Origin of the sequence: Hwanghaeella sp., from assembly GCF_965227365.1 — a bacterium.
Classification (GTDB): Bacteria; Pseudomonadota; Alphaproteobacteria; order UBA8366; family Aestuariispiraceae; genus Hwanghaeella.
In genome coordinates this window covers 4,771,584-4,784,550 of the sequence record NZ_OZ245754.1, presented here as the reverse complement: position 1 = coordinate 4,784,550, position 12,967 = coordinate 4,771,584, and the positions used below count along the sequence as shown (strand labels likewise).

The following is a 12,967-nucleotide window of genomic DNA, read 5'->3' as shown; positions in this document are numbered from 1 at the left end:
CGCATCCTTGTCGCCAAGCCGTAACAATGCAGCCTTAAACAACTAACATGATAGATTGAGCCTGTGAAAAGTGAAGATATGAAGTCCGCTGCGTTCCACGCGCATATCGAAGGCGAGCAGATTGATCTCGCCTCCAGCCTTGCGGCGCTCACCAATGGGTCCTTGGAAATCAGAATCGGTTCCACCGAAGCGGATATCCTCGCCTCCCAAGCGCTGCGGTATCGCATTTTCTACGAGGAAATGAGCGCCAAGCCCTCAGCGGAAATGGCGGCCGCGTTGCGCGACTTCGACGAATTCGACGCCGTCGCAGACCATCTCCAGGTCGTTGATCACGATCTGGGCTCGGGCCCCGAAAGCGTCGTCGGTACCTATCGGTTGATGCGCCGGGAACAGGCCGAGCGGCATGGTCGGTTCTATTCCATCGACGAATATGACATTTCGCCGATCACAAGCCTGCCCTGTGAAATACTGGAACTGGGCCGGTCCTGTGTCGACGAACGCTATCGCACGCGCCGGGTCATGGAACTGCTGTGGCGCGGCATTGCGGCCTACGTCTTCCATTACGATATCGAAATCATGTTCGGTTGCGCCAGCCTGCCGGGCACCGATGTCGAGACCTTGGCGCTGCCGCTGTCCTATCTGTACCACTATCACAAGGCGCCGCCGGAGCTTTGCCCGAAAGCTCTGCCGGACCGTTATGTGGACATGAACGTCCTGCCGATCGACGCGGTGGACCGGAAGGCGGGGCTGCTCGCGGTGCCGCCGCTGGTGAAGGGTTATTTGCGGTTGGGCGGTTTCGTCGGCGATGGCGCCGTGATCGACCCGCAATTCAACACGACGGATGTTTGCGTCATCGTGAAAACCGACCAGGTCACCGGTCGTTACTTCAAACATTATGCGCGTCATACCGGGGACGGATGACCGCCCAACAGGGTAAACGCTGCAGCGGCTGAAATCGATGACAACTGCGAACCAGTCAGTGACGAAGCGGATGGCAGTCCGGCAGAACCGGGCCGAGGTCCAATCGGAACGCGACCCGGTCCTGGACAATGTCAGGGCCTGGCCGGCCAAGGCGAGCCCCGTGCTGGCGATCAGCCGGATCGTCGCCCTGCTGTTCTGGATGGTCGTCCTTCTGGCCTGCAGCCCCTATCGCGCCATTCGGCAAATCGGCTTTCCGAAACCGATTATTCGCCGCTGGCACACGGATTCCTGCCGTATCGCCGGTGTGACGCCGACCGTGCACGGCACGCCAGTTTCCGACCGCCCGGTCCTGTTTGTCGCCAATCACGTCTCCTATCTGGATATCTCCATCCTCGGATCGCTGCTTGATGCGTGTTTCGTCGCCAAGCAGGAGGTCAATGGCTGGCCGATCTTCGGTTATCTCGCCCGCCTGCAACGCACGGTCTTCGTCGAGCGCAAGGCCACCCGCGCCGCCGACCAGCGTGAGGTCCTGCGTGATCGGCTGGTGAAGGGCGACAGCCTGATCCTGTTTCCGGAAGGCACCAGTTCCGACGGCAACCGCGCCCTGCGCTTCAAGAGCGCGCTGTTCGACGCCGCCAATATCGAGCTGGATCACGGACATGTGGAAGTGCAGCCGATCTCCATCGCCTATACTCGTTTCGACGGCATGCCGATGGGACGGATGTTGCGGCCTTTCTACGCCTGGTACGGAGACATGGAACTGGCCCCGCATCTTTGGCGCGCGCTTGGCATGGGCACGATCGGCGTGGACGTGATCTTCCACGAACCGGTGCGGCTGGAAGACTTCGGATCCCGCAAGGCGCTGGCGCAGCATTGCGAAAACGTCGTTTCGGACGGACTTTCGAACGCCTTGAGCGGCCGCCTGGACCGTACTGTCCGCGTCCGACGCCTGCGCTGCGACGGCTTCGATCTGCCGATCAATTCTCAAACCGCGTGATCGCCGGGTCCGCCCTCGGGGCCGATTCCGGAGCGGCACCCGGCCAAGCAAAAGCACCGACCGTGACGGAGTCCGCTTGATAGCGCGGTTTTCTTGGTGTTATTCCCTGCGCGCCCCATATTGGGGTGATAAGTTTATGGATAATCCGATAACGGAAGCCGCCCGGTTGATATGCAAGGGCTGGCCGGGACGGTTGGTGTGACGAAAAAGCTGTATATCAAGACCTATGGCTGCCAGATGAACGTTTACGATTCCGAGCGCATGGCCGATGTCCTGGCGCCGCTCGGTTATGGGCTGTCAGACAGACCGGACGACGCCGATCTGGTTATCCTGAACACCTGCCACATCCGCGAGAAGGCCGCTGAAAAAGTCTATTCCGACCTTGGTCGCCTGAAAGCGCCGCAGCAGGAAAAATCCGAAACCGGCGGACGGATGATCATCGCCGTCGCCGGATGTGTCGCCCAGGCCGAGGGGGACGAGATCATGGCCCGCGCGCCCCAGGTCGACATGGTCTTCGGTCCGCAGACCTATCATCGGCTGCCGGAAATGATTTCGAAGGCGAAACGGGCAGCGGGCGAGAAGATCCTGGATACCGACTTCCCGGCCGAGGACAAGTTCGATCATTTGCCGGAAGAGCGCGTTCGCAAGGGCGAGGTGACCTCCTTCCTGACCATCCAGGAAGGCTGCGACAAGTTCTGCACCTTCTGTGTCGTTCCTTATACCCGCGGGGCGGAATTCTCCCGTCCGGCGACGACCGTACTGCAGGAAGCCCGCCGCCTGGTGGCGGACGGGGTGCGCGAAGTCACCCTATTGGGCCAGAACGTTAACGCCTATCACGGCGAAGGCGCCGATGGGCGGGAATGGGGCCTGGGCCGGCTATGCCGGGAACTGGCCGAAATCGATGGACTGGAACGCATCCGCTACACGACCAGTCATCCGCGCGACGTCGATGACGCACTGATCGCCGCCCATGGCGAGGTGGAAAAGCTGATGCCCTACCTGCATTTGCCGGTACAGAGCGGGTCCGACCGCATTCTGGATGCGATGAACCGCAAGCACACGGCCGATGAATACCGCCGCATTGTCGACCGGCTGCGCGCCGCCCGTCCGGATTTGGCGCTGACCAGTGATTTTATAGTCGGATATCCCGGCGAATCAGATCAGGATTTTGCCGATACTCTTAAACTTGTAACCGATATCGGCTATGCAGGGGCGTTCTCTTTCAAGTACTCTGAGCGTCCGGGAACACCCGCTGCATCCATGAGAGAGCAAGTAGACGAAACAGTGAAGTCGGAACGGTTGATCGCCCTGCAACAGTTGCTGGATAGTCAGCAAGAGGCTTTCAATGCGTCCATGGTCGGCAAGACCTTGCCGGTGCTGCTCGAAAAGCCCGGTCGGCACGAGGATCAGCTCGTCGGCCGCTCCCCGTTCCTGCAACCCGTTCATCTGAACATACCGGTCAGCCGCCATGCGGCCATGATCGGAACCGTCATCGACTGCGAGATCACCGGCTTGTCCGGACACAGCCTGTTCGCGGCGCCTCCCGGCGATGCCGGCCCCTTATCTGAAAACAGCGCTTCCCATAGACCCAACTCCGGCCAGGAAAGGATATCCGCTTGAACCAGATTTCGTCGCTTTCCAAAGGTTCCCGCCCCGCTATGGCGCCCACTTTGATCCAGTTCGACGACAATCGCCTGCTTCCCCTTCTGTTCGGGGAACACGACAAACACCTGGTACGGATAGAACAATCCCTGGGCGTTCAGCTCATCAACAGGGGCAATCAAGTCACCATCGAGGGGCCGGAAGACGCGACGGATATCGCCAGGGTCGCTCTGCACCGCCTTTATCAGCGCCTGAAGGACGGCGAGGAGCTGGAACCGGGCGACGTGGACGCGGCAGTCCGGATGGCCGGAACCCCGACCGACCTGTTCGGTGAAAGCGAACCGGTCTTGCGCACCAAGCGCCGCCAGATCAAGGCGCGATCGCCACTGCAGGCCAGTTACATGGAAGCCATGCTGCAGGACGAGTTGGTCTTCGGCATCGGCCCGGCGGGGACGGGTAAGACCTATCTGGCCGTCTGCGCCGCGGTATCCATGCTGGTCAGCGGCCAGATCGATCGCATCGTGCTGTCCCGGCCGGCGGTCGAGGCGGGCGAACGGCTGGGTTTCCTGCCCGGCGACATGAAGGAAAAGGTCGACCCCTATATGCGTCCGATTTACGACGCGCTTTACGAAAACCTTCCCGCGGATCAGGTCACCCGCAAGCTGGAAAACGGTGAGATCGAAGTCGCGCCGCTCGCCTTCATGCGCGGCCGCACCTTGAAGAACGCCTTCATTCTGCTGGACGAGGCGCAGAACACCACGCCGGTACAGATGAAAATGTTCCTGACCCGCCTGGGCGAGAACAGCCGGATGGTCATCACGGGCGATCTGAGCCAGATCGACCTGCCGCGCGGACAACGGTCCGGTTTGGCCGATGCGATCGACACCCTGGAAGGCGTGAAGGGTATTTCAGCCGTTCGCTTCAGTGAGCAGGACGTCGTCCGCCATCCGCTGGTCTCCCGCATCGTCAAAGCCTACGATGCCCGCGACAAGGCCATGCCGCCCACCGAAACATAGATTATGACCATCAAGCTCGATATCGATTTCACCCGTAACGGCGGTTGGGCCGCCGACGACGAGACCATCGTGCGCGCTGCCGCGGAAGCAGCAATCGCCGGGGCGGATCTCGCGGATGAAGACGAGGAACCTCCGTCTAGCTACGCCTTGAGCGTCCTGTTGACCGACGATACGACGGTCCAGGGGCTGAATCGCGACTGGCGCGGCAAGGACAGCGCCACCAACGTGCTGTCCTTCCCGTCCGACATGCCGGTCGTCCCGGGAGAGCCTGACTTCCTGGGTGATATCGCACTGGCGCGCGAGACGCTGGAGCGGGAAGCCGACCTGGACGGCAAGCCCTTGAATGACCATCTACGGCATCTCGTGGTGCATGGTGTGCTGCACCTTCTTGGCTACGACCATCTGGAGACGGCGGAAGCCGAGGAAATGGAAGCGACGGAAACACGGATCCTGGCGGGGCTCGGCGTGCCCGACCCCTATGCCGGAACCGATGCCCTGGAAGACGACACAGAGGAAGAAATGGTGACGGTTGACGGCGTTCCTGACCGCCCATCGAGGGAGCGCTCATAATGGCTGAAGACATTCAAACGGCGGAAACCGGGGAAAACGGCAAACGATCCGGCCTTTTCGGCCTGCTCCGCAGCCTGATCGGGCGGGGCGGCGATTCCCATTTGCGCGACGCCTTCGAGGAATTGATCGAGGAGAGCGAGGAGCGGGAAACGCCGATTGCCTCCGACGAACGGGCCTTGATCGCGAATATCCTGAAATTCGGCGAGATGACCGCCTATGACGTCATGGTGCCGCGGGCGGATATCATTGGGTTCGAGGTGAACACGCCGCTGCAGGAACTGGTCCAGCACGTCGTGACCCACCCGCATTCTCGGTACCCGGTATACCGGGAGGCCTTGGACGACATTCTGGGCATGGTCCATATCAAGGATGTGCTGGCCCATTTGGCGAAATCGCCGGACGAGCAGGAAAAATCGGACCTCTCCCTGCGCGATATCATGCGCCAGACCCTGATCGTCGCGCCGTCGATGAGGGTTCTGGACCTGCTGCTGCAGATGCGGCAGCAGCGCCGCCACATGGCTTTGGTCGTCGACGAGTTCGGCGGAATCGACGGGCTTGTGACCATTGAGGACCTGGTCGAGGAAATCGTCGGGGAAATCGAGGACGAGCACGATATCGTCGCCGGCCCGCAGATCGAGAACGCCGATGACGGCACGATCCTGGCGGATGCGCGCACCCCGATCGAGACGCTGGAGGAAAAATTCGGACCGATCCTCGACGAAGAGGAACGGGACGAAGATATCGACACGCTTGGCGGCCTTGTCTTCACCCTGGCCGGGCGGGTCCCGACACGGGGCGAACTGATCCAGCACGACGCCAGCGGGGTCGAGTTCGAGGTGCTGGACGCCGATCCCCGGCGCATCAAGCGGTTAAAGCTTCGGAATCTGCCTGAACCAGCCCAGGCACAGGGCTGACACCGTGTCCGTCGCCGGCCTCAACGCCGTTTTTTCCACCGAAGGTCCGGGGGTGGTCTGGCAGCGGCTGGACGATCTTTGCCGCACAGCGGGGGCGCTGCGCGGTTGGCGGCGCTACGGGGCCGCTTTCCTGCTTGGAATAGTTTCCAGCCTGGCCCTGCCGCCGGTTTTCGCCTTTCCGGTTCTGTGGGCAACCCTGCCGCTGCTTGTTTGGATGCTCGATGGCGCCAAGCGTAAACGACAGTTCTTCCTGATCGGCTGGTGCTTCGGTTTCGGGCTGTATGCGGCAAGCCTCTACTGGATCAGCAATGCCCTTCTGGTCTTTTCCGACCGGTTCTGGTGGATGGTGCCCTTTGCCGCGCTCGGCCTGCCGGCGGTTCTTGCCATCTATGCAGGGTTGGCCGGATTGGTCTCCCGCCTCGCGGCGCCCGGTCCGGCCCGCGCCTTCGCCTTCGCCGCGGCCTGGGTCCTGGGCGAATGGCTGCGCGGCCATCTTCTGACCGGGTTTCCCTGGAACCTGCTGGGCCATGCCTGGACCGGAACCGATGTAATGAGCCAGGCGGCGGCCTGGATCGGGGTCTACGGTCTTTCCGCCCTGGCCTTGGCAAGCGCCGTCCTGCCCGCTTTGGCCGCCGGCGCCGGCGTTCGGAAACCTTCCCCGGTTAGACGACAGGCGGCGATCGCCCTCGCGGTCGCCTTGCCCGTCGCCATCGCCGCCAGCGGTGCATTTCGCCTGTCTCAAGCACCGGCACTGGGCATTGCCGACGTCCCGGGCGTGGGCTTGCGCCTGGTTCAGGCGAACATCCCGCAGCGGCAGAAATGGCAGCGCGACCTGCGCGGACAGAATTTCTATCGCCATTTGGAGCTGAGCGAGAAGGACCGGCCCGATTGGGTGACGCATCTGATCTGGCCGGAAACCGCCGCCGCCTTTTTTCTGGAAGAGGATGCGCCCGCCCGGGATGCCGCGGCGCAAGTCATCCCCGCTGGCGGGCATCTGATCACCGGGGCGCCCCGCCGCGTGACCGATCCGTTCTCGCTGCACAACTCCGTCGTCGTCCTGGATGCACGCGGCGCGGTCGCAGCGACCTATGACAAGGCCCATCTGGTTCCCTTCGGCGAATACGCGCCCTTCCGCTCCGTGATCGGGATCGACAAGATCACCGCCGGATCGATCGACTACACACCGGGACCCGGGCCAAGAACGCTGGCCTTGGCCGGCCTGCCGTCCTTCAGTCCGCTGGTCTGCTACGAAGCGATCTTCCCCGGCGCCGTGGTTTCGGGCACCGACCCGCGCCCCGCCTGGCTGCTGAACCTGACCAACGATGCCTGGTACGGCAAAACCGCCGGGCCGCATCAGCACCTCACCATGGCGCGGATGCGCGCCGTGGAAGAAGGCCTGCCGCTGGTGCGGGCCACGAATACGGGTGTTTCCGCCGCCTTCGATTCCTTCGGCCGGGAAATCGGCCGCATTCCCTTGGAGCAGCCGGGAGTCCTGGACATCCGCCTGCCCCGTGCCCTGTCGCCAACCCTGTATGCGAAGATCGGCGACGCAGCCTTCCTGTGCCTTCTGCTCTGGCTGGCCGGTACCGCCGTCTGGCTGCATCGGGGCGTCAGCAGGAGCGACACCGCATGAGAGTGATACCGGGGTGGGGGAGTATTCCGGACCCGCGCCCTTGACGCGCCTAGTTGATCCTGCAATATCGCCGGTCATCGGTGCGCCACACGGTCACCGGTTCGAATATTGCGCCCTGATCAGCCCAGATCAGAATGGAACTGTCCGAAAAATAGGAAAAGTGTAACCATGGCCACCAATTATCTCTTCACCAGTGAATCGGTCTCGGAAGGTCATCCCGACAAGGTCTGCGACCGGATTTCAGACGAGGTGGTCGATCTTTTCCTGAACGCCGATCCGGGCGCGCGCGTCGCATGCGAAACGCTGACCACGACGAACCGCATTATCCTGGCCGGTGAAGTTCGCGGTCCGTCCCATCTGATGGATGGCGACGGCGTCGACAAGGATCAGATCGAGAAACTGGCCCGCGCCGCGGTCAAGGATATCGGTTACGCCCAGGAAGGCTTCCATCATGAGAAGGCCGAGGTGCAGATTTACCTGCATGCCCAGTCCGCCGATATCGCCCAGGGCGTCGACGCCGCCGGCAACAAGGACGAAGGCGCCGGCGACCAGGGCCTGATGTTCGGCTTCGCCTGCCGCGAAACCGACGTTCTGATGCCGGCCCCGATCCACTACAGCCACCGCATCCTGAAAGAATTGGCCGACACCCGGCACAGCGATGCCAGTTGCGGCCTGGGTCCGGATTCGAAGAGCCAGGTGACCCTGCTTTATGAAAACGGCAAGCCGGTCCGCGCGACCTCCGTCGTCGTATCGACCCAGCATGAAGAACATATGGATCAGGACGAAATCCGCGAGATCGTCCGCGCCCATGTTGAAAAGGTCCTGCCCAATGGCTGGATGCCGCCGGAAGAGGAGTTCTACGTGAACCCGACGGGCCGGTTCGTGATCGGCGGACCCGACGGCGATGCCGGGCTGACCGGCCGCAAGATCATCGTCGACACCTATGGTGGGGCCGCCCCGCACGGCGGCGGCGCATTTTCCGGCAAGGATCCGACGAAGGTCGACCGTTCCGCCGCCTATGCCGCGCGCTATGTCGCCAAGAACGTGGTTGCCGCCGGCCTGGCGGAACGCTGCACCATCCAGGTCGCCTACGCGATCGGCGTTTCCAAGCCGCTGTCGCTTTACGTGAACACTGAGGGCACCGGCACCGTCAGCGAAGACAAGCTTGTGAAGGCGATCGGCGAGGTAATCGATCTGAGCCCGCGCGGCATCCGTGAAAAGCTGAATCTGGCCCGCGGTATTTATGCGCCGAGCGCCGCCTACGGCCATTTCGGTCGTACGCCGACGGAAGAAGGGCATTTCAGCTGGGAACGCACGGATATGGTCGAGGACCTGAAAGCGGCCCTGACCTGAACCGGTTCCGCCCCGTCCATCGATGGGGCGGCCAGCACGCTCCGGAACCATGACAGATACGAACAACGGTCCCGACGGCGCCCCGAAATTTCACGGGCGCCGCAAGGGACGGCCGTTGAGGCCGGGCCGGCAGGCCCTGATCGAGACCCTGCTGCCCGCGATCATTATTCCGACCGACGGGACGGATATGGATCCCTTGTCTTTGTTCGATCCTCCCGTCGAGAAGGTCTGGCTGGAAGTTGGCTTCGGCGGCGGCGAGCATCTGGCCGCCATGGCAGAGCGCCACCCCGAAATCGGCTTTCTTGGCTGCGAGCCTTACATCAACGGCGTCGCCAAGCTGTTGTCTGCGGTCGATGAAGGCGGGCTGAAAAACGTCCGCATCCTGGCCGATGACGCCCGATTGTTGATGGCCGCGCTGAAGCCGGCCTGCCTGGACCGCATCTCCGTCCTGTTCCCGGATCCTTGGCCGAAGCGGCGGCATTGGGCGCGGCGCTTTGTCGGCCCGGAAAACCTGCCCGAACTTGCGCGTATCCTGCGCCCGGGCGGCGAGTTGCGCGTCGCCACCGATCATCCCGGATATCTGGACTGGATACTGGCCCATCTGATCCGCGCCGAGGAATTCGACTGGCTGGCGGAAAGCGCCGCCGACTGGCTCGACCGGCCCGAGGATTGGCAGCCGACGCGGTATGAACGCAAGTCACTGGCGGGGCGCCCACACTATCTCCGCTTCCTGCGCCGCGGCGATTCCTGACCGGCTTTCGAGCCCCTGTCGGGTTCTGTCCGACACGGACCGCGCTGCGGCTTGTTTTTTCCGTTCGCTTCGCGTATCACACCGGCCATACCGATCATATATCGGATCGTATGTCGGATGTTCTTCCGATACAGCGATACCGATTGTTGGGAGGTGGGCCCCCCGGCCCGCCTTTTTTAGTGTTTGGGGGAAGGCGATCCGCCTTGCTGCCGCCCCAAAGCGGATTAGTGCCGGAAACGGATTTGGGAACCTGAATGGACGTTGTGCAGAAAATCGAAACGCTGATCGAACCGGCGCTGACGGATATGGGCTATGAGCTCGTCCGTGTTCGCGTTACCGGCTCTCAGCGCAAGACGCTGCAGATCATGGCTGACCGCTTGGACGGCGCCGCGATGAGCGTCGACGATTGCAGCGATATCAGCCATGCGGTTTCCGCCATCCTGGATGTGGAAGATCCGATCAGCGATGCCTATGTATTGGAAGTCAGTTCGCCCGGTATCGACCGGCCGCTGACCAAGTTGCCGCATTTCGCACGCTACGCCGGGTTCGAAGCGAAGGTCGAAATGCAGCACATGATCGACGGCCGCAAACGGTTTTCCGGCCGGCTGATCGGTGTCGAGGGGGACATCGTTCGATTGGAACATGATGGCGAAGCCGTCGATCTTCCGTTCGGTGAGATCCGGAACGCCAAGCTTATCCTTACCGATGAACTCATCGCCGCCGCTCAATCGGGCGCGCTCGACGGCGCAGTCGAAGGCGGCATGATGGATGTGGAGGAAGCGTCGGGTTAACGTCCGTCGCCCATCGCCAAAGAGAACACGCAGAGAAGATAAGATAGAGAGTCCAGAGGTCGTTATGGAAGCAGTCGCCATTACCAGGACGGATATGTTGAACGTCGCCGACGCGGTTGCGCGCGAAAAGGGGATCGACCGGGAGTTGGTCCTCGAAGCGATGGAACAGGCGATCCAAAAAGCCGGCCGGTCCAAATACGGGCACGAGCACGATATCCGCGCCTCCATCGACCGCAAATCGGGCGAAATCATCCTGGCCCGGTATCTGGAAGTCGTCGAAGAGGTTGAAAACGAGATCACCCAGCTGACGCTGGAACAGGCCCGTGCCAAGAAGGCGGACGTCCAGATCGGTGAATTCCTGGTCGACCCGCTGCCGCCGATCGATTTCGGCCGCATCGCCGCACAGACCGCCAAGCAGGTCATCGTGCAGCGCGTCCGCGAGGCAGAGCGCGAGCGTCAGTTCGAGGAATATAAGGACCGCATCGGCGAGATCGTGAACGGTATCGTCAAGCGCGTCGAATTCGGCAATGTCACGATCGACCTGGGCCGGGCCGAAGCGGTGATGCGCCGCGACGAATGCATTCCCCGCGAACATCTGAAGCGCGGCGACCGCGTTCGCGCCTTCATCTATGACGTCCGCCGCGAACAGCGCGGACCGCAGATATTCCTGTCGCGCACGCATCCGACCTTCATGGCCAAACTGTTCGGGCAGGAAGTGCCGGAAATCTACGATGGCGTCATCGAAATCAAACGCGTCGCCCGTGACCCGGGCAGCCGCGCGAAGATCGCCGTTCTGTCCCACGACCATTCGATCGACCCGGTCGGCGCTTGCGTCGGTATGCGCGGTTCCCGCGTCCAGGCCGTCGTCGCCGAACTGCAGGGCGAGAAGATCGACATCATTCCGTGGAGCGAGGACGAGGCGACCTTCATCGTCAACGCCCTGGCCCCGGCGGAAGTCGCCAAGGTGGTCATGGACGAAGACGCGGCAAAGATCGAAGTCGTCGTTCCCGACGATCAGTTGAGCCTGGCCATCGGCCGGCGCGGGCAGAATGTGCGCCTCGCCTCGATGCTGACAGAGTTCGACATCGATATCATGACCGAGGAACAGGAATCCGAGAAGCGACAGGCTGAGTTCAACGAACGCAGTGAGCGCTTCATGGCCGCCCTCGATGTCGACGACGTCATCGCCCGCCTGCTGGTGACCGAAGGCTTCACCGAAATCGACGAAGTCGCCTATGTGCCCGTCGACGAGCTGGCCGCCATCGAAGGCTTCGACGAGGACGTGGCCGAGGAACTGCGCCGCCGCGCCCGCAATTTCCTGGAAGAGGAAACCGCGCGCCTGAAGCAGGAATTGGCCGATCTCGGCATCGCCGACGATCTGGCTTCCGTCGAAGGCCTGAACAACGCGATGCTGGTGGCGCTTGGCCGCGAAGGCATCAAGACGCTGGAGGATTTCGCCGGGCTCGTGGCCGACGAAATGACCAACCGGGAAGACGGCATTCTGCGCGAATTCAAGATGGACGACGAAACCGCGACCGACCTGATCATGCAGGCCCGCGTCGCCGTCGGCTGGATCACGCAGGAAGATCTGGACGCGATGAACGCCGAGGAAGGCGAAGAGTCTGAAGAGGAAGGCGGGGTGGAAGCCCCGGCCGGCGCCTGATGCGCGGCTTAGCGCATATCGGGTTTTTGAGGTGGACAACAGGAAGACGTGCTGACTGGCGACCGACATATAGAGATCGAACCAGCGACGATTGGGCCCGGCAGTCATGATTCCGGTCATGACGCCGATGCCGACGCGCTTTGTTCGACCGACGGGCCGATGCGGAAATGCATCGCGACGGGAGAGGTGCGCCCGAAAGACGAGCTGATCCGCTTCGTCATTGCGCCGGACGATACGGTCACGCCCGATATCGCCGGCAAACTGCCCGGCCGCGGCCTTTGGGTCGCCGCCGCACGCGGCGCGCTGGATGAGGCGTGCAAGCGTAAATCTTTCAGCCGCGCGGCACGGCGGCAGGTTGACATTCCCCGTGATTTGACCGACCGGGTAGAGCGCCTGCTGGCACGCAGATGTATCGATCTGCTATCGCTGGCCCGGCGCGCGGGGGAAGCGGTCACCGGCTTTGAAAAAGCGGGTGCCGCATTGAAAAGCGGCAAGGCCGCCATTTACGTATCCGCCAGGGACGCCGGCTTGGACGGCGTCGAGAAACTGGACCGCCAGAAGGGCGGTGCAGTTCGTGTCGATTGTTTGGGCCGGGAAGAGCTCGGCCGTGCATTCGGACGCGATGAGGCGGTGCACTGTGTTTTGATGCAGGGGGGCTTGTCCGGCGCCTTTCTGCGTGATGCGAAAAGGTTGTCCGGTTTTCGGACAGCCGGGACGCCGGTCGAGATCGACCCGACCGGAGGCGAAGGGAAGTAG

Annotated in this window: 12 protein-coding genes; all 12 read left to right on the top strand. The window is 62.4% G+C overall.

The window, feature by feature from the left end:
• The first annotated feature begins 78 nt into the window (after positions 1-78).
• The 12 genes from ACQK2G_RS21925 (at position 79) to ACQK2G_RS21870 (ending at position 12,967) form a co-directional block, all read left to right on the top strand.
• Positions 79-921, top strand: coding sequence for a GNAT family N-acetyltransferase (locus ACQK2G_RS21925; RefSeq protein ID WP_425407170.1), 843 nt, complete (start codon positions 79-81; stop codon positions 919-921).
• Positions 922-958: 37 nt separating this feature from the next.
• The gene (locus tag ACQK2G_RS21920; RefSeq protein WP_425407169.1) at positions 959-1,918 is read left to right on the top strand and encodes a lysophospholipid acyltransferase family protein; all 960 of its coding nucleotides are present in this window, start codon (positions 959-961) and stop codon (positions 1,916-1,918) included.
• A gap of 198 nt (positions 1,919-2,116) precedes the next feature.
• Positions 2,117-3,538, top strand: a complete 1,422-nt coding sequence (gene miaB, locus ACQK2G_RS21915; protein WP_425407168.1) for a tRNA (N6-isopentenyl adenosine(37)-C2)-methylthiotransferase MiaB — start codon at positions 2,117-2,119, stop codon at positions 3,536-3,538.
• Positions 3,539-3,576: 38 nt separating this feature from the next.
• Positions 3,577-4,536, top strand: a complete 960-nt coding sequence (locus ACQK2G_RS21910) for a PhoH family protein (protein ID WP_425407687.1) — start codon at positions 3,577-3,579, stop codon at positions 4,534-4,536.
• A gap of 3 nt (positions 4,537-4,539) precedes the next feature.
• Positions 4,540-5,106 (top strand): rRNA maturation RNase YbeY, encoded by a 567-nt coding sequence (ybeY, locus tag ACQK2G_RS21905; RefSeq protein WP_425407167.1) that lies wholly within the window; start codon positions 4,540-4,542, stop codon positions 5,104-5,106.
• Positions 5,106-6,020 (top strand): hemolysin family protein, encoded by a 915-nt coding sequence (locus ACQK2G_RS21900; protein ID WP_425407166.1) that lies wholly within the window; start codon positions 5,106-5,108, stop codon positions 6,018-6,020. Before ybeY ends, ACQK2G_RS21900 begins: the two co-directional genes overlap by 1 nt.
• Positions 6,021-6,024: 4 nt before the next feature.
• A complete protein-coding gene (gene lnt, locus ACQK2G_RS21895; RefSeq protein ID WP_425407165.1) occupies positions 6,025-7,653 on the top strand; it encodes an apolipoprotein N-acyltransferase in 1,629 nt (542 codons plus the stop codon).
• Positions 7,654-7,821: 168 nt separating this feature from the next.
• Positions 7,822-9,006, top strand: coding sequence for a methionine adenosyltransferase (metK, locus tag ACQK2G_RS21890; protein WP_425407164.1), 1,185 nt, complete (start codon positions 7,822-7,824; stop codon positions 9,004-9,006).
• Positions 9,007-9,055: 49 nt separating this feature from the next.
• Positions 9,056-9,757 carry a tRNA (guanosine(46)-N7)-methyltransferase TrmB gene (trmB, locus tag ACQK2G_RS21885; RefSeq protein WP_425407163.1) on the top strand — a complete coding sequence of 234 codons (702 nt, stop codon included), beginning with the start codon at positions 9,056-9,058 and terminating at the stop codon, positions 9,755-9,757.
• 254 nt (positions 9,758-10,011) lie between these two features.
• Positions 10,012-10,548 (top strand): ribosome maturation factor RimP, encoded by a 537-nt coding sequence (gene rimP, locus ACQK2G_RS21880; protein ID WP_425407162.1) that lies wholly within the window; start codon positions 10,012-10,014, stop codon positions 10,546-10,548.
• Positions 10,549-10,612: 64 nt separating this feature from the next.
• Complete coding sequence (gene nusA / locus ACQK2G_RS21875; RefSeq protein WP_425407161.1) at positions 10,613-12,211, top strand: transcription termination factor NusA; 1,599 nt, start codon at positions 10,613-10,615, stop codon at positions 12,209-12,211.
• Between the two features lie 48 nt (positions 12,212-12,259).
• Positions 12,260-12,967, top strand: a complete 708-nt coding sequence (locus tag ACQK2G_RS21870) for an RNA-binding protein (RefSeq protein ID WP_425407160.1) — start codon at positions 12,260-12,262, stop codon at positions 12,965-12,967.

What these genes read in the sequence shown, in the direction of transcription:
- ACQK2G_RS21925 (WP_425407170.1), top strand. Translation starts at nt 79, where the DNA reads ATGAAGTCCGCTGCGTTCCACGCGCATATCGAAGGCGAGCAGATTGAT.
- ACQK2G_RS21920 (WP_425407169.1), top strand. Translation starts at nt 959, where the DNA reads ATGACAACTGCGAACCAGTCAGTGACGAAGCGGATGGCAGTCCGGCAG.
- ACQK2G_RS21910 (WP_425407687.1), top strand. Translation starts at nt 3,577, where the DNA reads ATGGCGCCCACTTTGATCCAGTTCGACGACAATCGCCTGCTTCCCCTT.
- ybeY (WP_425407167.1), top strand. Translation starts at nt 4,540, where the DNA reads ATGACCATCAAGCTCGATATCGATTTCACCCGTAACGGCGGTTGGGCC.
- ACQK2G_RS21900 (WP_425407166.1), top strand. Translation starts at nt 5,106, where the DNA reads ATGGCTGAAGACATTCAAACGGCGGAAACCGGGGAAAACGGCAAACGA.
- metK (WP_425407164.1), top strand. Translation starts at nt 7,822, where the DNA reads ATGGCCACCAATTATCTCTTCACCAGTGAATCGGTCTCGGAAGGTCAT.
- trmB (WP_425407163.1), top strand. Translation starts at nt 9,056, where the DNA reads ATGACAGATACGAACAACGGTCCCGACGGCGCCCCGAAATTTCACGGG.
- rimP (WP_425407162.1), top strand. Translation starts at nt 10,012, where the DNA reads ATGGACGTTGTGCAGAAAATCGAAACGCTGATCGAACCGGCGCTGACG.
- nusA (WP_425407161.1), top strand. Translation starts at nt 10,613, where the DNA reads ATGGAAGCAGTCGCCATTACCAGGACGGATATGTTGAACGTCGCCGAC.